The organism is Microbulbifer mixtoriginis (SeqCode), assembly GCF_052466765.1.
The window spans coordinates 2,360,130-2,384,002 of record NZ_CP174289.1 but is presented as its reverse complement, the minus strand read 5'-3'; the positions used below and the strand labels follow the sequence as shown (position 1 = coordinate 2,384,002).

At 51.1% G+C, this 23,873-nt stretch carries 23 protein-coding genes; 13 read left to right on the top strand and 10 right to left on the bottom strand.

The features are described from left to right. The 7 genes from ACJJIV_RS10500 to ACJJIV_RS10470 form a co-directional block, all read right to left on the bottom strand. A complete protein-coding gene (locus ACJJIV_RS10500) occupies positions 1-903 on the bottom strand; it encodes a DUF58 domain-containing protein (RefSeq protein WP_444891655.1) in 903 nt (300 codons plus the stop codon). A 5-nt stretch (positions 904-908) separates the two neighbouring features. Further along, positions 909-1,907 (bottom strand): AAA family ATPase, encoded by a 999-nt coding sequence (locus tag ACJJIV_RS10495; protein WP_444891654.1) that lies wholly within the window; start codon positions 1,905-1,907, stop codon positions 909-911. 2 nt (positions 1,908-1,909) lie between these two features. Next, on the bottom strand, positions 1,910-2,635 hold the full coding sequence (locus ACJJIV_RS10490; RefSeq protein ID WP_282930459.1) for a DUF4159 domain-containing protein: 726 nt from the start codon (positions 2,633-2,635) through the stop codon (positions 1,910-1,912). Between the two features lie 214 nt (positions 2,636-2,849). Continuing rightward, the gene (locus ACJJIV_RS10485) at positions 2,850-4,481 is read right to left on the bottom strand and encodes a TldD/PmbA family protein (RefSeq protein WP_444891653.1); all 1,632 of its coding nucleotides are present in this window, start codon (positions 4,479-4,481) and stop codon (positions 2,850-2,852) included. Between the two features lie 27 nt (positions 4,482-4,508). Continuing rightward, positions 4,509-5,840: a TldD/PmbA family protein gene (locus ACJJIV_RS10480; RefSeq protein WP_444891652.1), complete on the bottom strand. Its 1,332-nt coding sequence runs from the start codon at positions 5,838-5,840 to the stop codon at positions 4,509-4,511. Between the two features lie 35 nt (positions 5,841-5,875). Further along, positions 5,876-7,507, bottom strand: coding sequence for a TldD/PmbA family protein (locus ACJJIV_RS10475; protein WP_252084065.1), 1,632 nt, complete (start codon positions 7,505-7,507; stop codon positions 5,876-5,878). A 209-nt stretch (positions 7,508-7,716) separates the two neighbouring features. After that, complete coding sequence (locus ACJJIV_RS10470) at positions 7,717-9,099, bottom strand: nicotinate phosphoribosyltransferase (RefSeq protein ID WP_444891651.1); 1,383 nt, start codon at positions 9,097-9,099, stop codon at positions 7,717-7,719. Positions 9,100-9,394: 295 nt separating this feature from the next. Here ACJJIV_RS10470 and ACJJIV_RS10465 point away from each other — a divergent pair, with 295 nt between their 5' ends. The 8 genes from ACJJIV_RS10465 (at position 9,395) to ACJJIV_RS10430 (ending at position 15,875) form a co-directional block, all read left to right on the top strand. Continuing rightward, a complete protein-coding gene (locus ACJJIV_RS10465; protein WP_444891650.1) occupies positions 9,395-9,850 on the top strand; it encodes a hypothetical protein in 456 nt (151 codons plus the stop codon). A gap of 166 nt (positions 9,851-10,016) precedes the next feature. Continuing rightward, a complete protein-coding gene (locus ACJJIV_RS10460; protein ID WP_444891649.1) occupies positions 10,017-10,679 on the top strand; it encodes a PspA/IM30 family protein in 663 nt (220 codons plus the stop codon). Beyond that, positions 10,679-11,332, top strand: a complete 654-nt coding sequence (locus ACJJIV_RS10455; RefSeq protein ID WP_444891648.1) for a YqiJ family protein — start codon at positions 10,679-10,681, stop codon at positions 11,330-11,332. The genes ACJJIV_RS10460 and ACJJIV_RS10455 overlap by 1 nt, the downstream gene beginning before the upstream one ends. Further along, positions 11,333-13,042, top strand: coding sequence for a flotillin family protein (locus tag ACJJIV_RS10450; RefSeq protein WP_444891647.1), 1,710 nt, complete (start codon positions 11,333-11,335; stop codon positions 13,040-13,042). Between the two features lie 128 nt (positions 13,043-13,170). Beyond that, a complete protein-coding gene (locus ACJJIV_RS10445; protein ID WP_444891646.1) occupies positions 13,171-13,734 on the top strand; it encodes a TFIIB-type zinc ribbon-containing protein in 564 nt (187 codons plus the stop codon). Positions 13,735-14,089: 355 nt separating this feature from the next. Further along, entirely contained in the window at positions 14,090-14,458 is a 369-nt protein-coding gene (locus ACJJIV_RS10440; protein ID WP_444891645.1) for a hypothetical protein, read from the top strand. Between the two features lie 137 nt (positions 14,459-14,595). Continuing rightward, positions 14,596-15,549 (top strand): DnaJ C-terminal domain-containing protein, encoded by a 954-nt coding sequence (locus tag ACJJIV_RS10435; RefSeq protein WP_444891644.1) that lies wholly within the window; start codon positions 14,596-14,598, stop codon positions 15,547-15,549. 2 nt (positions 15,550-15,551) lie between these two features. After that, entirely contained in the window at positions 15,552-15,875 is a 324-nt protein-coding gene (locus ACJJIV_RS10430) for a chaperone modulator CbpM (RefSeq protein WP_252084074.1), read from the top strand. 3 nt (positions 15,876-15,878) lie between these two features. Here ACJJIV_RS10430 and ACJJIV_RS10425 read toward each other — a convergent pair whose 3' ends face one another. Together ACJJIV_RS10425 and ACJJIV_RS10420 are read right to left on the bottom strand one after the other, a co-directional pair. Beyond that, complete coding sequence (locus ACJJIV_RS10425) at positions 15,879-16,868, bottom strand: glycerophosphodiester phosphodiesterase family protein (RefSeq protein ID WP_444891643.1); 990 nt, start codon at positions 16,866-16,868, stop codon at positions 15,879-15,881. Between the two features lie 140 nt (positions 16,869-17,008). Then, a complete protein-coding gene (locus ACJJIV_RS10420; protein ID WP_444891642.1) occupies positions 17,009-17,989 on the bottom strand; it encodes a calcium/sodium antiporter in 981 nt (326 codons plus the stop codon). A gap of 348 nt (positions 17,990-18,337) precedes the next feature. Between ACJJIV_RS10420 and ACJJIV_RS10415 the strand changes: the two genes are divergently transcribed. The 4 genes from ACJJIV_RS10415 (at position 18,338) to ACJJIV_RS10400 (ending at position 21,502) form a co-directional block, all read left to right on the top strand. Then, on the top strand, positions 18,338-18,586 hold the full coding sequence (locus tag ACJJIV_RS10415; RefSeq protein ID WP_252084077.1) for a hypothetical protein: 249 nt from the start codon (positions 18,338-18,340) through the stop codon (positions 18,584-18,586). A 256-nt stretch (positions 18,587-18,842) separates the two neighbouring features. Beyond that, the gene (gene hppD, locus ACJJIV_RS10410; protein WP_444887697.1) at positions 18,843-19,922 is read left to right on the top strand and encodes a 4-hydroxyphenylpyruvate dioxygenase; all 1,080 of its coding nucleotides are present in this window, start codon (positions 18,843-18,845) and stop codon (positions 19,920-19,922) included. Between the two features lie 15 nt (positions 19,923-19,937). After that, positions 19,938-20,498, top strand: a complete 561-nt coding sequence (locus ACJJIV_RS10405) for a VOC family protein (protein WP_252084079.1) — start codon at positions 19,938-19,940, stop codon at positions 20,496-20,498. Next, on the top strand, positions 20,495-21,502 hold the full coding sequence (locus ACJJIV_RS10400; RefSeq protein WP_444891641.1) for a fumarylacetoacetate hydrolase family protein: 1,008 nt from the start codon (positions 20,495-20,497) through the stop codon (positions 21,500-21,502). Before ACJJIV_RS10405 ends, ACJJIV_RS10400 begins: the two co-directional genes overlap by 4 nt. A 94-nt stretch (positions 21,503-21,596) precedes the next feature. Here ACJJIV_RS10400 and ACJJIV_RS10395 read toward each other — a convergent pair whose 3' ends face one another. After that, complete coding sequence (locus ACJJIV_RS10395) at positions 21,597-22,454, bottom strand: carbon-nitrogen hydrolase family protein (protein ID WP_444891640.1); 858 nt, start codon at positions 22,452-22,454, stop codon at positions 21,597-21,599. 641 nt (positions 22,455-23,095) lie between these two features. Between ACJJIV_RS10395 and ACJJIV_RS10390 the strand changes: the two genes are divergently transcribed. Next, on the top strand, positions 23,096-23,833 hold the full coding sequence (locus tag ACJJIV_RS10390; protein ID WP_252084082.1) for a YopT-type cysteine protease domain-containing protein: 738 nt from the start codon (positions 23,096-23,098) through the stop codon (positions 23,831-23,833). Positions 23,834-23,873 lie beyond the last annotated feature (40 nt).

Here is a 23,873-nt window from a genome sequence, read left to right as displayed (position 1 = left end):
TCAGCACAACCTGCCGTGCAGTTGAATAAATTGCTGCAATGACTTTTCCACAGGCTGCTCGATAAGGTCGGTCTGTAGTGAACACTCCAGTGTGGCAAAGCGCGCTTTTAACTCGCTCTGTGCTTGAGTAAAAGCATCCAGGTAAGACTGGCGTTGCCGCTCGGCGTCCACTTCTAAAGTTGCGGGAGTAATGGCGCTTACTTCTGGATTGAGCAGCTTTAGCTCTCCGCCAAAAGGAAAAGTCTGCTCTGCCTCAACTAACAATTGCAGTGGCAGGCAGGGGCGGCCGGCGGCATGCAAGCGTGCAGCAAAATCGCCGATCTCATTGCCCTGTTGAAAAAAATCACTCAGCAACACCACCTGACAAGGGCGTTCAAAGTATTGCCACAGCGGCGCCAGTTGAGCGCGATCTGGCCAGTGGTCGCTGGCGTCGAGTTGTTGTAGCTGAAGGGCGATTTGACGCTGGTGGCTCTCGCCCTGGCCTTCGGGCACATAAACCGTCCGACTGCTGTTAAACGCCAATAGGGAATAGCTGTCTCCCTGGGCGTTGAGCAGCCAGCATAGGCTGGCAATCCAGCACTTGGCGTAATGCAGTTTATTCAGGCTGGGCTCGACAAAGCTTGCCTGGCCCTGGGAGGCGCTGGTATCGAGCACAAAGCACACGTGCATACGACTCTCCTGCTCGGTCTCGCGCACGTAGTAGCGATCACTGCGGGCGAACAGTTTCCAGTCGATATGGCGGATGGAATCACCCGCTTGATAGCCTCGGTATTGGTGAAATTCCAGACCGGTGCCACGGCGCTGGCTGTGTTGCACACCGAGCATCACGCCCTCGGCGATATGCCGCGACAGCCACACCAGGTCGCGACAACTGGCCAGGGTTTTGGGGGACAGGTATTCCACGCTGATCAGTCCCGGCCCGGTTCCGGCACCGCCGTCAGTAATTCATCAATCAGCTGTGGCATCTGCACGCCATCGGCCTGGGCCTGGAAGCTGAGCAGCACCCGGTGGCGCAGCACTGGCAGTAACAGGCTGCGGATATCCTCGCGGGTGACGGCGAGGCGTCGCTGCAACAGGGCCCGCGCCTTGGCGGCGAGAATCAGAGCCTGCCCCGCGCGAGGGCCGGCGCCCCACTTGATCCACTGTTGCAGGGTATCGCTGCCGCTGGTTTCCATACGGGTAGCGCGCACTAGTGCCGCCACGTAGCGGTACAAATCGTCGCTTACATGAATTTCCCGCACCAGTTTCTGCATTTCGCGCAATTGCTCCGCATCCAGGCTGGGGCTGGGTTTGACCCTGCTGGCACCGGTGGTGGAGCGCAGGATTTCAACTTCATCCCGCTCATCGGGATAGTCGATATGAATATTTAACAGGAAGCGGTCCAGCTGAGCTTCCGGCAGCGGATAGGTGCCGGCCTGCTCGATGGGGTTTTGTGTGGCCAGTACGAAATAAGGATCGGGCAATTTCAGTGTTTTACCGCCCACGGTTACCGAGCCTTCCTGCATGGATTCCAATAGGGCTGCCTGGGTTTTCGGCGGTGTGCGGTTAATTTCATCGGCGAGCAGGATATTGGTGAAAACCGGGCCCTGCTGGAATTTAAAAAAGCGCTTGCCGGTGCTGTGATCCTCTTCGAGGATCTCACTGCCGAGAATATCTCCGGGCATTAAATCCGGGGTGAACTGTACCCGCTTAAAATCCAACGCACTGGCATCGGCGAGGGTTTTTACCAGCAGGGTTTTACCCAGTCCCGGCACCCCTTCGAGTAGGGCGTGGCCGCCGGCCAACAGGCAGATCAGCATCTGTTCCACCACAGGTTTCTGGCCGACAATCACCCGCGCAATTTCCTGTTGAAGATTGTCGAGGCTGTGCAGTTGTTCTTCGATACTATTTTCCAGGGTGGTCAGCATAATCAGCTCGTCAGTGCGTAAATAACAATGTTCACCGCAAATTTTGTGTTATCGATGGCGAGCCAGCGTTTGTTGCGGTAGTCGTAGTCCCATTCGCAGCCGAAATCTTTGTTGCTGTAAAGCACGGCGATACGGCCGTTTACAACAATGGCTTTCAGGTAGTCGTGTACCAGATCATCACCCCAGCCATTTAATTCAAAGCTGGTTACCGGCAATTCATCGAATTGAAAGAAACAGCGGTAGAGGTCGTGATTGTCCGGGAGTTTTTGCAGGCAGTCTTCGCCAAACAGCTCGGCCATTTGCGCTTCGAAGGATTTGGCAAAGAGACCGTCGATATCGTGGTTGCAGTCGTCAACAAATACAAAGCCACCGCGATTGACGTAATCGCGAAAATTCTTTGCCTCTTCCGTAGTGAATTGCACCAGCTTGTGTCCGGCCAAGTAGCAGAAAGGCGCCAGCAGCATTTTCTTATCGGCCAGCGGCACTATGTGCTCTTTGGGATCAACCCTGAGATTGGTGTATTCCACCAGTGAATTGAGCAGGTTGGAGGGCATGCGCTGATCCACATCCCAGTCACCGGATTCGTACATCAAGCGGGTGAAATAAAAATCGTAGTGCTCCTGTGCACTACCCGGTGCTGTATTTTGTGCGCGTGTGCCCAGAGGCAGCGCTGCGGCGCAGCTACCCAGGATCAGGCGCTGAAGAAAAGCCTTGCGGGTGAGGGACACGGGATAACTCTGTTACTGCGTTGGTTTTTATTGTTGAGAGCAAAGGAAAGAAAGTGCTCCGTTCGAGACACGCTGTAAATACATCCCTGTACGCTCGTAATCGGCATCCATGCCTCATACGGTCTCGAACGGAGCACCTTCTTTCCTTCTACCCATTTATTTTCAATACTGGGAGCTGACTGGTTTGCTGGCCAGCTCCCGTGTGGATCAGTGGTTAGCCCAGCTTGCGCTTGGTATTGATCACATTGATACCGTCGAAGCGTGCTGTGGAACTACCGTGGGACACGGCACTGGTTTGCATCGGCTGTCCCTTACCGTCAAAGAAGGAACCACCCAGACGATAATCATCTTTGCCGCAGACCTGCGAACAGGCATTCCAGAATTCCTGGGTGTTGGACTGGTAGGCGACATCCTCCACCATGCCGGTAATCTTGCCGTCTTCAATCTCGTAGAACAGTTGTCCACCAAACTGGAAGTTGTAGCGCTGCTGATCGATGGAGAAGGAACCGGCACCCACAATATAAATGCCTTTCTCCACATCCTTGATCATATCGTCGACGCTCAGCTCCTCCTTGCCAGGCAACAGCGAAACGTTGGACATGCGCTGGAATTGCACGCTGGACCAGCTGTCGGCGTAGCAGCAGCCGTGGGATTCCTTTTGCCCCAGCATATGTACCTGGTCGCGGGTGGCCTGATAGTTCACCAGCACACCGTCTTTTACCAGATCCCAGTTGCGGGTCTTCACGCCTTCATCGTCGTAGCCGACGGCGCCGAGAGAGCCGGGCTGTACCTTATCGGCAAACAGGTTGACCTTGTCGCTGCCGTATTGGAATTTGCCGCTGCGCCATTTATCGATAGTGGCGAAAGAGGTACCGGCAAAATTGGCCTCGTAGCCGAGCACGCGGTCCAGCTCCAGTGGGTGGCCGACGGATTCGTGGATGGTGAGCCAGAGGTGGCTTGGGTCCAGCACCAGGTCGTACTTGCCCGGTTTGACCGATTTAGCCGTAAGCTTTTCCTTGGCTTGTTGCGCCGCCAGGCGTGCGTCTTCGGCCATATCGTAGGAGTCGCGGTAGAGCACTGTCTGTGCTTGGATCTTGTCTTCGGCGCGGCCATCCAGGTATTCAAAGCCGCGTCCTACCGGCTGGCTGAGGCCCTGGCGGGTACGGAAACCGCCAGTTTTCTTGTCCACTGCGGTGACCGAGAAGGGCGCCCACAAACGGTGAACGTCCTGGTCGATATAGGAGCCGTCGGTAGAGGCAAAATACTTTTGTTCATTCACCAGGTACAACATGGAGTTGATATAGCTGGCGCCGGCATCCATAGCGGACTTGTTCACGTCCATTAACAGGTCCACCTTGTCGGCCAGGGGGATCTGCATAGCGTTTTTCTGGATGGGTGTCTGCCAGCTCACCTCGCCGTGGCCTTTTACCGGAGCCAACTGTACGGGCTCCTGCTGGTACTTGGAGTTGGCCTTGGCGGTAGCTACTGCCTGGCGGGTGGCGCGAGCAACGCCATCGGCTGTCAGGTCATTGGTGGCAGCAAAGCCCCAGGTGCCGTTGGCAATAACCCGAATCCCCATGCCGATAGATTCGGTGTTCACCACGTCCTGCACTTTCATCTCGCGGGTGATCACGTATTGGTTCAGGTAGCGACCAATACGCACATCGGCATAAGTGGCGCCGAGTTTAGTGGCGGTATTCAGGGCGACATCGGCAAATTCTTTTTTTACCGAGAGATCAATACCGCTTTGCGTCAGTTTGCTCTCGGCGACCAGATTGCCGGACAGCGGCAACATGGAAACACCCAGGCCGGCACCGCTGAGCTGGAGAAATTTTCTTCTTTCCATTTCGTTATCCTCGATGGGTGCTGGCTGTTATACGGCGTCGGAAAGGCTGCTGAAGGTGAAGTCGCGCACTTTCAACGCGGGAATCATGGCGGACATGCCCCACATACCCACTCGCTGGGGGACGCCCATATCTTCGATATTGTTGAGCATGATTACCGGGCTCTCGTTGAAGCGGAAGTTCTTCACCGGGTATTTGATCTTGCCGTTTTCGATATAGAAGGTGCCGTCGCGGGTGAGGCCGGTGAGCAGCATGGACTGTGGATCGACCATACGGATATACCAGGTGCGGGATACCAAAATACCGCGGCGGGTATTTTTGATCAGTTCTTCGGTGGTTTTATCGCCGCCGATCATAATCAGGTTGTTGGGTTCGGGGACCACTTCGCCTTTGCTTTGCTCGGCCCAGTAGCGGCTGCGCGCCAGGTTTTTCACTACGCCGTCTTTCACCCATTCGGTGCGTCCCAGCTGCATAAAATCACCGTCGGTCCAGGGTTGAGCCGGCACATCGAGGCTGGTGGGGTCGGAGTAGAAATTTACTCGCTTGTCGAACATCTTCTCGCCGGTACGGTTGCCGCCGCCCTTTTTGCTCATAAAGCTGCGGCCCTCGTCGGCACTGCGCGCATCGAAGCCGCTCATCATGTAACCCACTAGGCCGGACACCGCATTGGGCTCCAGGATCACGGTGTACTTGCCCGGTTCCAGGGCACGGGCTTCCTGGGACAGGACCGCTTTGTCGATGGCGACAGAGGAAGTGCGGCCGGTATTCATTGCACCGAAATCGGTAACGTCACTTTCGGCCCAACCAGAACCCAGGCCATTCTCGGTGCGCATAGTTACAGTGAAATTGGCAGAGGTAGAAGCGTGGTAGCCGAACAAGCCTTTACTGGTGGCGACTGCAGCAAAAGAACGCTGGTCTTCCAGGTAACCTGCGGCAACCACTTTCTTTTCCTTGGCTGCAATAATGGAATCTGCCGCAGCCTTGGCGCGCTGGTCTGGAGTGATATCTGCAGTGGACTTGGCGAAGCCGTCTACGCTGACATATTTCTGTGGTCCCAGCATCGGCATGGCTTCAGGATTTTCCGGGGACAGCTTGGCCAGTTCTTCGGCGCGACGCATCACTTTTTCCAGGGAGGCATCGCTGAATTCGTTGATGGTGGCTACACCGGATTTCTTGCCGAAACGGGCCTCTACCGCCAGCTCGATATCGTTGACGATGCCACTGGTGGAAACACTGTTGCGCGCATAGCGAATGTTGCCGGTCTCGCTGCCGGCCAGCTGTGCGCTGGCTTCATCGGCGCGGCTGTATTTCAAAACCTTATCGAGAATACGCTTCGCTTCACTTCTACTCAGAATTGCCATTGCCTTTTCTCCAATTACTTATTCTTGTGCGCCCTTCAGGAAATCTTGCGCTTGGTATTGATTACATTAATTTTGTCAAAACGGGTGGTGGAGCAGCCGTGGGATACCGCACTCACCTGGCTGGGTTGGCCCTTACCATCGAAGAAGGTTCCGCCCAGGCGGTAGTCGCTGCTGTCGCATATCGCCGAGCAGGAATTCCAGAATTCCTGCGTGTTGGACTGGTAGGCGACGTCCTCAACCTGACCGACGATCTCACCGTTTTTGATCTCGTAGAACAGCTGTCCGCCGAACTGGAAGTTGTAGCGCTGCTGATCGATGGAGTAGGAGCCGCGCCCGACGATGTAAATGCCTTTTTCCACATCGCGGATCATGTCTTTGGCTGAGTACTTCTTCTCTCCCGGAGCCAGGGAGACATTGGGCATGCGCTGGAACTGCACGCTGGACCAGCTATCGCCGTAGCTGCAGCCGTGGGATTCCTTTTGGTCGATCATATGCACCTGATCGCGAGTGGCCTGGTAGTTCACCAGGATGCCATCTTTCACCAGATCCCAACGTTTGGTTTTTACCCCTTCGTCGTCATAGGCGACGGCACCGAGGGAGCCTGGTTGTACCTTGTCGGCAAACAGAGTGACCTTATCGCTGCCGTACTGGAATTTACCGCTGCGCCACTTATCCAGGGTGGCGAAGGAGGTTCCGGCATAGTTGGCTTCGTAGCCCAGCACGCGGTCCAGCTCTAATGGGTGGCCTACAGATTCATGGATGGTCAGGCATAGGTGCGAGGGTTCCAGTACCAAGTCGTACTTGCCCGGATCGATGGATTTGGCCGAAAGTTTGGCCTTGGCCTGCTCGGCCGCGAGCACGGCATCCTCAGCCATATCGTAGGAGGCTTTGTAGAGCGTGGTCTGTCCGCGAATTTTGTCTTTGTCGTGACCAGCCAGGTATTCATAACCCCTTCCCACTGGATCGCTGAGGCCATTGCGCGTTTTGAAGGCCCCACTTTTCTTATCCACAGCGGTCACCTGCATGGGCGCCCACAGGCGGTGGATATCCTGGTCGATATAGGAGCCGTCGCTGGAAGCAAAGTATTTCTGCTCATTGACTAAATACAGGGAAGAGCGGATATAGCTGGCTCCGGCTTTAAGTGCCCCATTGTTAACATCCATCAGGAAATCGACTTTCTCACTGATGGGCACCTGCAGGGCATTCTGTTTGATCGGTGTCTGCCAGGAAACCTCGCCTGCGCCTTTAACCGGTGCCAAGCGCACGGGCTCGGTCTGATATTTGGCGTTGGCCTTGGCAACGGCAACCGCCTGGCGTGCGGCGCGGGCAACGCCATCGGCAGTCAGATCGTTGGTGGCGGCGAAACCCCAGGTGCCATTGGCGATTACGCGGATACCGGCGCCGAGGGATTCCGTATTGACGATATTCTCCACGTTAGTTTCGCGGGTCATCACGTACTGGTTGAGATAGCGACCGATGCGCACATCGGTATAACTGGCACCGGCTTTGCGCGCCGTATTCAGGGCGACATCTGCCAGGTGTCGTTTGTGCGAGCTGTGCATGCCCTCATTGAGCAGTTGCTCGGCGCTGACCTGAATACCCTGCAGTGGTAATAAAATACCACTGGAGCCGACGCCGGCGATCTTGAGGAATTTTCTTCTTTCCATTGGCTACCTTTATCCCCCCAATAGGGTTTGGGGGTGTGCTTATTGTTATTGTGCCCGATACATACAAGAGGCCCGGCCGGGCGCCTTGTCCAGACAACAAACCTATACAGGTAACAGGCCATGATTGCTTTTGTAAAGTGTTGGTTCGGTGAAATGAGGTTTGCTAGGGGCAAATGGTTACGGAAAGAGGAGGGGGATGAATCAAGTTGCTATATGGCTGCGCGCTGGCGCACCTCAGCAAAAGTCGTTTCTATAAGCAAATTGCCGTTACGAAACACTGGTCTCAGAAAGTTCTTGTATTGATTTACATCCTCCAGACGAATGGTTCTGAAGTCGCCATTCTCGCATTGAATCAGTGCCAGGCGTCCGCGCTTGGATTTTTTCTCTGGCCCTGTGCGCGGGTCCTTGTAGATGTCCCGCCAGATACCGTTGATGCGAATAGCACTGGCTTTCATGGCAAAGCTCATTAAGTCCCTGTCGACTTTTTGCAGCAGTCCGCCGCCCATACCGAAAGCGACATTCTCGGCACTCTGCTTATGCTTCTGCATTGCCTGCAGTATTTTGGGGATAGTGAAGCGGGAGATACTATCTCCTTGGATAACACGAATATACTCAGGCAAAACACGGTAACCTTTGCTGTTGGTGTGAGCTCCAAATATATGCATCAATCGCTCTATACAATCGACAACAATCTGTACAGGGTTGCCGGAGTCTGGGCGGATAACCAAGGTCCCACCACTGTTTTGAATCGTGTTTTTAAATTGGCCACCCCAGATATTTTCCACTGCATGCCATAAATCATAGCTATCACTGACCACCGCAACGGTTTTATTTTTTCCGGAAAAATGTTGCAGAATGTTCTGATAGGCCAATGCTTCCCCATCCCGGCCCCAGGCGGTAATGGTGCTATGCTCCGCAGCCGGAATAGAAAATCCAGGCATATCGGCATGGTAAAAATTTCTCGCACCTAATATTCCTGAGAGCGTATCGGTTCCTTGAAAATTCACCAGATGAGCCATACCGCCCAACGTGGCACTTTCCAAGCTACTGGCCCCACGCGCACCGAAATCGTGTAATTGAAAGGGGAGACTCTTTTGGCTGTCGGCCGTTTGCTGTAAATAATGCGCAATGATTTTTTTGATTTCCCGACTCTGTGTGGCGACAGTACACGGATACCAGAGAGCGCGTACCAGTGCGGTCTCAAGATAACAGGTCAACCAGAAACAGGATGGGCAGGTGTTAACAATTTGTGCCATAACATTGTGTAAAGGAATAATGCCTCCTTCCTCTACAGCACAAATCTCTAAAGGCAGCAGCCCCCGATGTTTACTGACGATATGTTCCCAGCCCGCGCGATTAAAGGGCAAACCGTGGGCCTTGAGTAGCTTTCCTGCCTCTTCGATATTGGCAAATGTGATAGGTCTTTGTAGGTACTGTTTAATAAAAGCTTGTAAACCAAAAAATACCGTTTCAGAAAATTCCCCGCCGCGGCACTCGATATAGCTGCTAATAAATTCCGTACCTGGTGGATACTGCAGGTAGTGGCTGGCTTTATAGCTATCGACATTGAGAATCAGGTTTTCTATCGACATTACATCCGTCAGTTGGCGATGGAACTATGGGTGTGTCGCCAAAAGCCTGTTCCAGGTGTGAAAAATAAAAATATTTTTGCGGGAATTTATCCCTGTAAGGATGTGTAATTTAAAACAACTGGCGGTAATAAGAACAATTCCTTACAAAAATCCCCTGAATTATAGATAGCACAATCAACAAAAGATTATTTTTCCACACCGGCTGGTTCTGTCGTACCAATAGGTCATGCGAGTTTTAATTGACCCTACACATAGTGGTGTGTACTTTTGTATACATGGCAAGCAAGGGATCATTATGCTCAATAAAACACAATCTATATCGGCACGCCTATCGGCGGAAGATTATGCATATTTGATGTCGATTGATCGCAATGGGGCGGTCACCCAAAGTGAAAAAGTACGCGAAATTATTGCAATGGCGAGAGAGTCTATTGGCGGGGATTGTCTTTCCCGCAGCTATCTCTCCTCTGCAGAAGCCATGCTGCCGTTAAAGGCCCGCTATATAGAGGAAAACCAGCGGAGCCTGTTGATTGAGGCGGTAATGGAGTTGCTCACAGAAGGTGCCGCCATTATCCAAAATGTGGCCGGAAAAGAACCAATGGCACCGGAATTGGAGAAAGACTTGTTGCCAAGTGTCGAGGCTTTCCTGGAAAAAATGTTGCTGTTGTCCCAACAGAGCAGTCCACGCAGCATTCACCGTGATTCCGTTGTGAAAATACGTGAACGCCTTGAAAGTGAAACTGCGGAATAAGTATCTGCGCAAATGAGTTTTATGGTTAAGCAAGCGGCAGAATTACTGTTGAAATAAAAACGGTAATTCCACAGTCTGTTGTGGTAAGTACTTAATAGAGTTTGTCAGATCTTGAGGGACTTGGTCTGGCTTTGGTGGAAATTAAACAGTAAAAGGAAAGAAAATTTTGAGAGAAGGATTAATTAAGCGCATTTCACGCTTAATCTCTGTGTCTGCGAATGCAGTTGTAGACTCAGTTGAAGCCGCTGCGCCAGAGTCAGTGATGGAACAGGCAATCCGGGATGTGGATGATGCGATTAAGGATGTGCGAGATCAGCTAGGGAAAGCAGAAGCATCTAAATATCTAAATAGTAGAACGTTAAACGAAGAAAAAACACGTCATAAACGTTTAGCTGAACAAATTACCATCGCTGTAAATGAAGGTCGTGATGATTTGGCTGAAGTCGCCATCGCCAAGCAAATGGATATTGAGGTGCAGCTTCCAATTTTAGAGAAAGCGATCAGTGAAAATGAGATAGAAATAAAGGAACTAGGTTCTTATATTCTTGCTCTGCAAGGTAAGAAGCGTGAAATGCGTGAGCAATTACAGGAATTTATTGCAGTCAATAAAAATGCAAGAGGTAGCGTTGTTACTGATGAATATGGTAGGGATAGAAAGTCGAAAGCCCAGGTAGAACAAGCTACAGATGCATTTAATCGAGCAATAGGTAGTACAGCTATATCGGCATTTGATTCCGAAATAGATGCCAGCAAGTTAGCAGAGCTTGAGGAGTTTGCACGAAATAATCGTGTGAAAGAACGTTTAGCCAAAATTAAATCGGGGGGCTGATGATATTTTTGTTGCAAGATCAAAACCTGATCTTCACTGGCGCGCTACTTTTAATGTTTATGATAGCGCTTCTTGAAGGCGTGATGACATTGATTGGTGTTGGTATTTCAGACTTACTGGATAACGTACTACCAGATTTTAATGTTGACGTACCAGACACAGGGTTATCAGGGGGGATGACTAAACTACTCGGATGGTTACGCTTTGGGGAAGTGCCTGCACTTATCCTGTTAGTTACTTTTTTGGTTGGTTTTGGAGTAACGGGCTTATTAATCCAAATGCTCATGGAGTCATTCTTTGGGTATCTATTGCCGGGTGGTTTACTTGCTGTCGGAGTCCTTTTCCTGGCTCTCCCCCAGGTACGTTTTGTTGGCAATATTATGCGACGCTTTGCCGTGGGTGATGAATCTGAGGCGGTTGAGAGAAACTCCTTTATTGGCCGTGTAGCGATTATTACGATCGGCAGAGCAGAAGCCGGTTCACCGGCAGAGGCGCGTTTTAGTGATGAATATGGAACCACACACTATGTAATGGTGGAGCCGGATGAGAGTGAAATATTTAATCAGGGGGATAAGGTGTTACTGGTTGAAGAGCTGGGAGCACATTTTCGAGTAACTCGCCCCAGCAGTATACATCTTATGGAGAATAACTAAATGGAGAATCTAGCAGTGATAGGAAACCTTCCGATTATGGTATTTATTGCCGGGGCTATATTAGTGGCCCTGATTGTTATTGGGACTATTTTTGCACGGCTTTATACCCGTGCCTCTAAAGAGCGTTCTTTTGTGCGTACCGGTATGGGTGGGCAAAAAGTTATTATGAATGGTGGTGCACTGGTATTGCCGGTGTTACATGAAATTATTCCGGTGAATATGAATACCCTGCGCCTTGCGGTATCCCGCAAAGAGCACCAGGCGCTGATTACCAAGGATCGCATGCGTGTGGATGTACTTGCGGAATTCTATTTGCGCGTGAAGCCCGATGCCGAGGCGATTGCCAATGCGGCACAGACTTTGGGCCTACGCACTCTGGACCCGGAAGCCTTGAAAGAAATGATTGAGGGCAAATTTGTCGATGCGCTTCGCTCTGTGGCCGCCGAAATGGAAATGGCAGAGTTGCATGAACAACGCAGTCAGTTTGTACAAAAAGTACAACAGGTAGTTTCCGAGGATTTGTTGAAAAACGGACTGGAACTGGAGTCTGTTTCTTTGACCGGTCTGGACCAGACTCACAAAGAGTTTTTTAACCAGGATAATGTCTTCGATGCCGAAGGCCTTGCCAGCATGACCCGCTCCATTGAAGCGCGCCGCAAGGAAGTGAACGACGTCGAACAGGAAACTATGGTGCAGATCGAGAAGAAAAACCTCGAAGCCGAGCGCCAGAAACTGGAAATTGATAAGGAAAAACGTTACGCCCATTTAGAGCAACAACGCGAGCTGGAAAATCGCGAAGCCGCACAAAAAGCTGATATTGCTCGTGAATTGGCCGCACAAGACAGGGCTGCGCGTCAGGCAGAAATTGAAGCCCAGCGTGAAGTTAGCCAATCCCAGATTGCTGCAGAGCAGGCGACTAAACTGTTGGAGATTGAAAAGGAGCGCCGCCTGAAAGAGCAGGAAATTGAGCGCGAGCGTATTCTCGATGAGCAGCGTATCTCCAAAGAGAAATCTGTAGAGATTGCGGAGCAGGAGCGGGCAATTGCCGTTGCGGAAAAATCCAAAGAGCAGTCCCAGGCAGACCAGCAGGCCAACGTTGCACTGGCTGAAGCGGTAAAAGCGGAGGAGCAGGTGCGCACTGCCAAGGACGTGGAAGTGGCAGAGCGTGATAAGCGCATTGAGATTATCGAAGCCCAGAAAGTGGCTGAGCGTCAGGCTACCGGTATTAAAGTAATGGCCGAAGCGGAGAAGTCAGCTGCAGAAGATAAAGCCGAAGCACTTCGCCTGCAGGCTTCTGCAGAGGCAGAGGCAATTCGTATTAAGGTTGAAGCAGATCGCGAGAAATACGCCGTGGATGCTGAAGGTCAGCGTCTGATGAACGAGGCATACAACAGTCTCAGTGAAGCTCAGATTGCATTGAAGAAGGTGCTGAGCCTGCATGAGAATCTGCCCAATATTATCCGTGAAAGTGTTAAACCGATGGAAAGTATTGATGGCATGAAAATTATTTCTGTCGAAGGTTTAAATGGTGTGGATGGTCGTGCCTCCAGTGGAATTCTGGATGGAGAGTCGGAAGCTAAAGGCCAAAGCCTGCCGGAAGCTTTAGTCGGCAGTGCTCTGAAGCACCGTGCGATGGCCCCCTTAGTGGATTCTCTCTTGAAAGAAGCGGGTGTTGGCAACTTAAGTAAACCCGTTGAGACAGAGAGTTAATATTTTTCAGATTTGGTAGATAAACGATATTCGGGCTTTATTTACTAGTTATTTATCTGATAAAAACTCTAATCTCGCAACCCAGGTCTTTAAAAAAGATCTGGGTTATTTTTTATGGAAAAGAAATTATGAAACGCTGTACCAGTTGTAAAAAAGGTGTGCTCAAACCAGTTGTCATTGAGCAGTTGTTTCGTGCACATACCTGCTCAAGTTGTGGTGGGAACTGGATTCTGATTGAAGACTATCTGACTTGGAAAAGAAAAAATCCCGAGTATAAGTTTTCCGATAATATAGCTGTGCTAAATGAAATCGTGGCCGAAGATACCAAGAAAGCTATTTTATGTCCGGTAACAGGCATGATCATGCAGAAGTTAAAAATTACTGCGGGTAGTGAGCACCGTTTAGATTATAGCCCGACAGTTGGTGGTATTTGGCTGGATAAGGGGGAGTGGGAGCTTCTGAGAGCTGAGGGGCTTGCTGCTTCTTTGAATTCATTGGTTACCCATGAGTGGCAGAAAAAGGTTAGGGATACTAGGGCACAAGAGACTTTTTCGGAGGTTTATAGAAGCAGATTTGGCGAAGAGTTATATGACAAAGTAAAAGAAATTCGAGAGTGGTTACATTCCCAAGAAAAGAAAGCAGATATTCTTGCCTATTTGACCGCGGAAGATCCTTATTCTGCCGAGCGATAATTACCAGTTTTGTAGTAATGTTACCCTGGGAGCATGATTCATTTTTGTTTCCTTTAGCTGAGTAGTTGATGTTTATGTGCTATTTAAGTCGCTAATTGAAATGGCGTATCAATACTCTTTTTTTGATGTCGTCTTTAAAGGCTGAATCGTCATTTAAATTATCCGTATTTGGATTTTATAAATTGATCTATTAATAATGGAAAAAAATTGCATAAAATTGATAAAAGATTCTCAATTTTTTTCGTTAGGATTCTGGAAGCGCCTTTGAAGATTAAAATCTGGATGTTAACCTGATTAAGGTCGCTAATTTGGTTTGCTGCGACAACTAATATATAAAAATAACTAGGTTAGGAAAATGACTATCAAAAAAATTCTATTAGCGAGTTCCCTAATTTTTGCCTCTTCTTTAGCCGTGCCGGCTTTTTCTGCCAATCTTGTTTGCCAACTAAATGTTAAGCCTGGTGGCCATGTAATGGGTAATGGCACTTCCCACTGTAATGGAATAGATTTCAGTTTTGGAAGCTCCACTTCTGGGAGTTGGAGTATTACCAATATCTCTAAGTCTATTGATCGAGTCCATTGGGTAAAAGGCTGTAATTCTGGGCTCTCATGCGGTGTGACAGTCAGAGCTTATTCATCCAACGAGGCGCAGGCCTATATCCATTACAAGGATGGAAGTATCGAATATGTAACAGCCAACATGTGGTACGAAACTGGGCATTAAGTTAATACTACGGCGCCGATTGTTCTATCGGCGCTTCTATTTACCAGTGGATATCTACTTAATCAGATAATAGTCGCGTCGATTTTCTCACTTTAAATACGTGGCGAACCCTCTCATCATCGGCTTTTATTAAAGCCATGGAATACAAGGACTATTACAAGATTCTCGGTCTGGAGCGGAATGCTGATCAGGCGGAGGTCAAGCGTGCCTATCGAAAGTTGGCACGTAAATACCATCCCGATGTCAGTAGTGAGAAGGATGCCGAGGAGCGCTTCAAAGAGGTGAATGAGGCCTACGAAGTGCTTAAGGATCCAGAGAAACGTGCGGCCTATGACCAGTTGGGTAGTGGCTTTCAGTCCGGTCAGGATTTCCGGCCGCCCCCTAATTGGGATCAGGGGTTTGAGTTTCACGGTGGTGGTTATACCGATGCTGATAGCGAGGCCTTCAGCGATTTTTTTGAGAGCTTATTTGGGCGAGGCGGATTTAGTCAGGGCTACGGCGGCAGACAGCGGCGCCAGTACAGTGCTCAGGGGGAAAACACCTACGCGCGAATCGCCATAGACCTGGAAGACAGTTATCGCGGCAGCAGTCGGCAGATTACCCTTAAACACACGGTGTTGGGGGAGAATGGGCGCCCGCAACTGCAGGAGCGCACACTAAACGTCAAGATTCCAAAAGGGATTACTGAAGGTCAGCAAATTCGTCTGGCCGGGCAGGGTGAAGCAGGCATTGGCGGCGGTAAACCCGGTGACCTTTACCTCGAGATCATGTTCAACTCTCACCGTCTCTATCATACCGAGGGCCCAACGGTTTACCTGGACTTACCCATGGCCCCTTGGGAGATGGCCTTGGGGGCCAAAGTACAGGTACCAACACCGAGCGGGCCCCTGAAAGTTACCATCCCTGCCAATAGTGATAACGGCAAGAAGCTTCGCCTCAAGGGGCGGGGTATCCCTGCCAAACAACCTGGTGATATGTACATCGTGCTGCAGACAGTTACCCCCTCTGCCACTAGCGATGCCCAGCGCGAGGCCTATCGTCAATTCAGTAAGGCCTTTGACTTTAATCCGCGCCAATCCATGGGGAGCTGATAATGAGAGTTAGAAAGGCCGAACAGGTCACCGGTGTGCTGCTTGATGAAGAGAGTGAACTGAGTTTGAGCGAATTGTGTCGCGCCTGTGAGCTTCCTGCTGAACGTATATTGGCACTGGTGGAGGAAGGTATTATCGAGCCACGTGCGCGCAAACCCCGCTGGCGCTTTAGTGGTATTTGCGTGCGCAGGGTTCGTCGTGTCTACACCCTGGAGCGGGATCTTGGAGTCAATCTTGCCGGTGCTGCGCTGGCGCTGGAATTACTCGAAGAGATAGAGCGGTTACAAGCACAGCTGGCGCGATTAGAACAGCGGCGAAAACGTTAGTGTTTATTCATGGCTGGCTTGTAACAGTGGACCAATGACTTCAATTTTCTCAATCCAGATAACACCGTTGTAATTCTTAGGCAGGAAATTTAAATCCTCTGGTCGGTAGATAGCGGTAAGGCCGCCCTTTTTGTCTCGATGATCCAGCACTATGACTAAACTGCCGCTTCGGGCTACCCGGTCGATAAATCGGTTCGGCCAGCCCCAGAGTGCCCATTGCCAGGTATTGGGTGCCATAACAATACTGTTGCGGCAAGCCTCGGGGATATAGCCGCTCCACCCAATCAGCAAATATCCCAGTGCACAACTTTTTGCGCTGTCCCTACTGAAGGCCAAAGCTTTGGGCCTTAACTCCCGTATTCTTGCGACTGGGCGGGGGCCGCCGTAGACCATTAAGCGCGAATCGGAGAGTAGTTGGTGTTGGCGTAAATAGTTATTGAGTAGGTCTGCTTCTTTGGGGTCATTACTTTTTATATTGATCAGGAATTGTCGATCTGGGAAGTGTTGCAGAACTTCTTTCAATGTGGGTAGCAGTCCAATGCCCTGGCCGCGAAAAGGGAAGCTTTTTCCGCCATCGAAGGTGTACCCATAGCCGATATCGAGCTTCTTTAGGTCAGTGATGGCATGCTTCCGAGTGACGCCTCTTCCATTTGTACGGCAATCCAAAGTCCAGTCATGAAATACGGCAAATTCACCGTCGGTTGTGGGATGGATATCGAGTTCGACAATATCCGCGCCATGCGCAAATGCTGCTTCCATGGAGGGAATGGTGTTTTCAAGATAGCGGTGCTCAGGCTGGAATATGCGAATAGCCGTACAATCGTCACGCCCTAGATTATCGCGATTGTAGGTTTGGTAGACACCGCGATGGGAAATAAGAACGGGCTCGCCCTGGGGTGTTGGAGCCAACCAGGAAGCATTTAATAGGTAAATAGCTCCAAAGCCGAATAAAGAACCCAACATGCCAACTTTGGCAAAAAAGCTCCGCCTCATAAAAGCATCTCCGTCATTATTTCCCTTGAGGTGCTGCCAATACTAGCTGGCACTGGTCTGGAAGAACGGGCTTTTTGGGGGCAAATTATGGCGAATTCAGGCGGTAAACTTGGGGTGGTGTGAAGCCACCCCAAGTACGGTCAAAGTGCGGCTTTAGTAATGGTGGTGATGAGGTAGCCAGTGTAGATAAGGTAAGCTGTCAAAAGAGCACCGCCTTCCCAGCGGTTGATTCGACCCTGGCCACGAAAGCCATAGGCGAAGACAAATAGGGCCAGGGTCAAGCCGATCACCATGGGCCAGTCTCTGGTGAGTACTTCCGGTGGCACACTGGACATGGGAGCGATAGTGCCGGCAATCCCCACCACGGCCAGCAGATTGAACATATTCGAACCCACCACGTTGCCTATCGCAATATCGTGTTCGCCTTTGCGCGCGGCTACTATGGTGGCTGCCAGTTCTGGTAGAGAAGTACCGAGGGCGACAATAGTAAGGCCGATAATCAGATCGCTAACGCCCAGCGATTCGGCGATGGTCACTGCGCCCCAAACCAACAACCGCGAGCTGATAATCAGAAGTACCAAGCCGGCGACTACCCAGAACAGAGCCCGGCCCAGGGGCATGGCGTGTTCTTCCAGCTCCTCAGCGACCTCACCTTCCAGATTATCGCCTTTGCCGCGCAGGGCGGAGAATACACTCCAACCGATCAAGCCGAAGAAACCCAGTAACAGAATGATTGATTCCCAGCGCTCCAGCTTGTCATTCCATAGGAAGGCGCCACTCAGAAGAGTGATGGCCATTAATAGCGGTAGCTCTTTGCGCACAATTTTCGAATGTACGCTCAAGGGAATTATCAGGGCGCTGAGGCCAAGGATCAGGCCGGTATTGGTGATATTGGAACCATAGGCGTTGCCCAGGGCCAGGCCGGGGCTGCCATCCAGCGCGGCAATGGCTGAAACTACCATCTCAGGGGCAGAAGTACCGAAACCGACAATCACCATGCCGATCAACAGCGTGGGCATACCGGCGTGCTTGGCTGTGGCAGCGGCGCCTTCCACGAAGCGGTCAGCACTCCAGACCAGCACAATAAAGCCGGCGATAATGGCGAGAGCGGCGAGAAGCATAGGCAGTCCTCAAAAGATACAGGCGGATTGGGGCATGGCCCGACAAACGGTCAGCGATTGTACCGGCTCTCGGCGTCACAATCAGTGAATTGCTGAAAAGGTAGGCGCGATATCTGTAAAAAATCGAAAGTGTCCCGCCAGTCAGATGGTTCCGCTGCCAGTGTGGGCTACAGTCAATGCATGGCCCGGTAAATCTACGGGATGGCTGAGAGGCTCTGTGCCCCGGTGCGAAGCCCGCTCAGTTGGTGGAGATGTCGGGTATGTTTACGCGGGTCGCACAGAGCCATGGGCGGCGGATTCCGCGACATCCATGTCACCGGCCACTCGCCGGCTAGTTAGGAGGCCTATATGCAATTCAAAGCTTCAATCGGAATACTGGCGGCTGCGCTGGTGCTGACCCTCTCCGCTTGTGAACAGAGGAAAAAGGAAGAGTCCATGGACAAAGGCGGTATGGGCACTGCTGAAACCGGGTGCTGCCAGCATGCAGAAAGTGCCTGCGCCGGGGATGTTACCAAATCCCAGTGCGACCAGATGAGCGGCAAGTTTCATAAAGAGCATATGTGCCGCACCGATACCGGCAAGTGCGCTCGTAAATAGCATCTGCTGCTGAGGGTGCGGTACAAGCCTGTGCTGCGCCTCTCTTTCTCACCTGAATCGCTTATCTAGCGGTCCTTTTTACAATTCACGTGAATGCATAATCCCCTCATGTTCAGTGACTGAATACTGCCTTTGGGTACGTATTCCTGGCCCCCTTGACATTAGTTACATCTGCAACTAACTTCCTTTGCGCTAGAAATTAACCAGCGCGCAGCCCCGATAAATGGCGCCGCGATGATAAGAGACGGAGGACTGCATGGCCGACTTATTTGAGAACCCGATGGGTTTGGATGGCTTCGAATTTGTAGAATTCACTGCGCCGGAGAAAGGCATTCTCGAGACTGTGTTTAGCGCCATGGGCTTTACTAAGGTGGCCAGCCACCGCTCTAAAGCTGTGGAGTTGTGGCGCCAGGGTGATATCAACTTTGTCACCAACTACGAGCCCGACAGCCACGCCTACTACTATGCCCAGGAGCATGGTCCCTCTGCCTGTGGCCTAGCCTTCCGGGTGAAAGATGCCAAGTTTGCCTACGAAGAAGCTTTGCGCAAGGGCGCTCAACCGGTAGATGTACAGACAGGCCCTATGGAGCTGAAGCTGCCGGCTATCAAGGGTATCGGTGGTGCGACTCTGTACCTGATCGACCGTTACGAAGATGGTGAGTCTATCTACGATATCGACTTTATCTGGGAAGAGGGCGTTGACCGTCGTCCGGAAGGTTGCGGCTTCCACACTCTGGATCACCTCACCCACAACGTGTATCGCGGCCGCATGGATTACTGGGCCAAGTACTACGAAGATCTGTTTAATTTCCGCGAGATCCGTTACTTCGACATTAAAGGCGAATACACCGGCCTGCTGTCCAAGGCGATGACAGCACCGGATGGCAAGATCCGTATCCCGCTGAACGAAGAAGCAGCTGGTGGCGGTGGCCAGATCGAAGAGTTCCTGATGAAGTACAACGGCGAAGGTATCCAGCATATCGCCTTTGCTTGTGATGACTTAATTGCCTGTTGGGATCGCCTGAAAGAACGCGGTATGGAGTTTATGACCCCGCCGCCGGACACTTACTACGAAATGCTGGAAGAGCGCCTGCCAGGGCATGGCGAACCTACTGAGGAATTCCAGAGCCGCGGCATCCTGCTGGATGGCACCACTGAGGGCGGCCAGCCGCGTCTGCTGCTGCAAATTTTCTCTGCCAATATGCTCGGCCCGGTATTCTTCGAGTTTATCCAGCGCAAGGAAGACGAAGGGTTCGGTGAGGGCAACTTCAAAGCCCTGTTTGAATCCATTGAGCGTGACCAGCTCAAGCGTGGCGTCATTAAAGAAAAGGAATAACAATCGGAGGCTTCTATGGGCATTAAGCGCATTCACCACGTGGCGTATCGCTGCAGGGACGCTAAGGAGACGGTGGAATTTTACCGCGATCTTCTCGGCATGGACTTCCAGCTGGCCATTGCCGAAAACGAGGTACCCTCAACCGGTGAGCCGGACCCTTACATGCATGTCTTTATGGATGCGGGTATGGGGAATGTGCTTGCCTTCTTCGAAATCCCCAACTCCCCGGAGATGGGGCGCGATGAGAACACACCCAAATGGGTGCAGCATATCGCTTTCGAAGTGGAGTCCATGGAAGAAATGCTTGAGACCAAAGCACGACTGGAAGCGGCCGGGGTCGACGTACTCGGCCCTACCAATCACACTATCTTCCAGTCGATTTACTTCTTCGACCCCAACGGCCATCGTATCGAGCTGGCCGCTAATACCGCCAAGCCCGGTATGCACAAAGAGCTGAAGCGGGTTGCTGAGGATATGTTGGAAGAGTGGTCGCGTACTAAAAAAGCCCCAAGGCACGCCGCCTGGATGCATGGGGAAGAAGAATTTGTGGAAAAAACTGAAGGGGAGGCACAGTGAAGTTAGCCAGCCTTAAATCCGGCCGCGATGGCCAATTGGTTGTTGTTAGCGACGATCTTACCCGTATGGTGCCAGCTGGCGATATTGCCCCAACCATGCAGAGTGCATTGGACAACTGGGCAGCCGTCAGTGGCGAGCTGGAGAAGCTGCACGAGCGTTTGCACAACGGCGAGATTGCCGGTGAGCCATTCGATCAGAGCCTGTGTGCATCGCCTCTACCGCGCGCTTATCACTGGGCGGATGGCAGTGCCTATGTGAACCATGTTGAGTTGGTGCGCAAAGCCCGTGGTGCCGAGGTGCCTGAGAGCTTTTACAGCGATCCGCTGATGTACCAAGGGGGCTCTGATACCTTCCTGGCCCCGCGTGAGCCGGTGACCATGCCGCAAAGTGAGGGCTTTGGTATCGATTTCGAGGCGGAAATCGCCGTAATCACCGACGATGTACCCATGGGAGTATCCGCCGAGGATGCGCTCTCCCATATCAAATTGGTAATGTTGGTTAATGACGTTTCCCTGCGTGGATTGATTCCTGCGGAGTTGGCTAAAGGTTTTGGCTTCTACCAGTCCAAACCCTCCAGTGCTTTCTCACCGGTATGCGTGACTCCAGAGCAGCTGGGTGAAAACTGGCGTGAGGGCAAATTGCACCTGCCACTGGTCTCACAACTGAACGGTGAGAAGTTTGGTGAGCCCAATGCTGGTGTGGATATGACCTTCCACTTTGGCCAGTTGATCGCCCACGCGGCGAAGACCCGCCCACTCTGTGCGGGTACTATTATCGGTTCCGGTACCGTATCCAATAAGCTGGATGGCGGTCCCGGCAAACCGGTAGCAGAGGGTGGAGTTGGCTACAGCTGCATCGCTGAGATCCGCATGATCGAAACCATCCAGAAAGGTTCACCTAGTACACCGTTTATGGATTTCGGCAACACTATCGCTATCGAGATGTTCGATGGTGAAGGTCAGTCTATTTTTGGGCGTATCGAGCAGACAGTGGAGAAGGTTTAATATCACCTTCTTGCCACAGTCTATGTCGTAAAAAAGGGGCAACCGTTAGGTGCCCCTTTTTTATTTAGATACCTTTTGTTTAGATTCCTTTTATTTAGACCCCAAGCCGACGCATGGAAAGTAATGGCATTTGCCGCCGTATATTGGCCAACTTTTCAGCTTCCAATGTGGCAGTGATGACTGCTTCACCCTCGCCGGCTTCGGCCAGGATTTCACCCCAGGGATCAATAATCGCGGAATGTCCCCAGGTACGTCTTTTCTCCGAGTGGATCCCCCCCTGATTGGCTGCAATTACAAAGCAGCCGTTCTCAATCGCACGTGCTTGCAATAGGGTCATCCAGTGTGCCCGCCCTGTGGTGTGGGTAAATGCCGCAGGCACCAAAAAAATCTCAGCACCGGCTATGGCCAGCTGGCGGTAGAGTTCGGGAAAGCGCAGATCAAAACAGATACTGAGCCCCAGAGCCCCCCAGGGCGATGTCGCCACACAGGGCTCGTTGCCGGGTTCAATACTGGCGGATTCACGATAGCTGCCGGTAGCGTCCTCAACTTCCACATCAAATAAATGTATTTTGTCGTAGCGAGCAAGCAAAGCGCCTTGATCGTCGAATAGCAGGCACGCTGAGCGGCTGCGCCTCCCCTCAGTAGGACTACTGTCGGCTCGCTCCAGTAAGGGTATCGAGCCTGCGACCAGCCAGATACCCAGCTCCTCTGCCCAATTTGCAAGTGCGTGTTGAATGGGTTGTCTATCTGCGTTGGCTTTACCAGAAACACAAAAAGGTTCGGCCACGGAAAAACTACCTTTATCCGAGAAATGCGCAAAGTTTTCCGGCAGTAGTATCAGTTGCGCGCCGTGCCCGACTGCTTCCACAAGAAGTTTGTAAGCCTGTGAGAGATTATTTGTAACGCTCTCGCCACTGACCATTTGCACTGCAGCAACACAAAGGCTTTTCACTACGGGTCTCCTTTTTCTCCAGTTTTATTGCGGAGTATTGATAAAGCTAAAATCTGATGATGAGAATGAAATGTAACAGAATGATAATTCTCACTTTGCTAGCCCCACTTATCTTGAGGCGAACTTTGGATAGGGTGAACCCCATATTGGTTTAACAAGCTCTTTTTAGTGTAGGTCCAGTTTCGTAGGGGGATGGCTACTGAAATTTCTCAATAGTTTTCTGCCAAAATTTCCCTCTCCATTTTTCTTTATACTTTTTAAGCAATTAAAAAACTGGGTGGTTTTGTATATGGTCTTAGCAGAAATGGTAATTCCGAGGGAAAGCCCTACCAATTAAAATTTCAGCAGTAATTTTTAGACTCTTACTATCTATTTTTTTCGTGGTTGAACAAAAAAATACCACTATAGCCAATAAAATTTGGCCAGCACCACTTAAAACCTCCCTTCAAAATAAGCATTTATGCGGCCTGGAAAAAGAGTGCCAGAGTCGATTTAAAAAGCTTTTCTATTTCCTGTTGGCGCTGAAACTTTTCTGCTTCAATGCCGGCCCAATCTGATAAGTGGCGTAGAAAAATTCCACTAAATTTTTAAAAGGGATTTTAAAAGCGCTTTTCTTGCCTAGTAGAAGTGAGAGAATAAAAATGCCTATTTGGGTCGACAAAACCATTCTTACCGTAACTGGTACACGTGTACAGCCCGTGCAACAGGCGGTGCCCAGATACAATGGAGTAATTGTCAAGGACTTTAGCCAATGCTTCGATCCGGTGAAGGGGTTGATCACCATGCATGAAGATACTGCTGGTGGTGTGTGTGAATCCCTCTCGGCTTTTTGGATGAAGTATCACTCTGAAGGCGGTACTTTGTGGAGCTGGTTATACCCCAATAACACGCTCGATGAGCGCCATCTCTATCATGTGATGACTTTACAACAGGCAGGCATGCACGATGATCAGGATCGGATTACCGAAGCCTGGTTGGGGGTGCAAAACCTGTATCCTGTCAGTCAGAATATTTTTGGGGGGGCTTTCCCCAATGGGCGTGGTGGTAATACGATTCGTGGTATTAATAATCCGCGCAGAGCCAATGGGCAGAGCGGTTTGTTCTCTCCCAATGCCTTGGCTCGGGAAATTATTCTCGATCAAACGGGCGGAGCGGGCTGCTATAAAAAAATCAGCCTGGATGGCACTTTCGCCGGTCACACCATGGCTGCCTGGGTAGCGCAAGACATCGCCTTCTTTGATCCGAACTTTGGCGAATTCTGGTTTGAATCCCGCGCGTCTTTCTTTAATTGGTTTACCCAATCCTTCTGGTATCAGTCCATGTATTCCGCCGGTTTGAGTGGTGGCTTTGCTATTCGCTCTTATGCGCGCAGGGGCTAATTAGTCACCGATAGTGTGGGAGTTGCAGCCACTGCGGCTC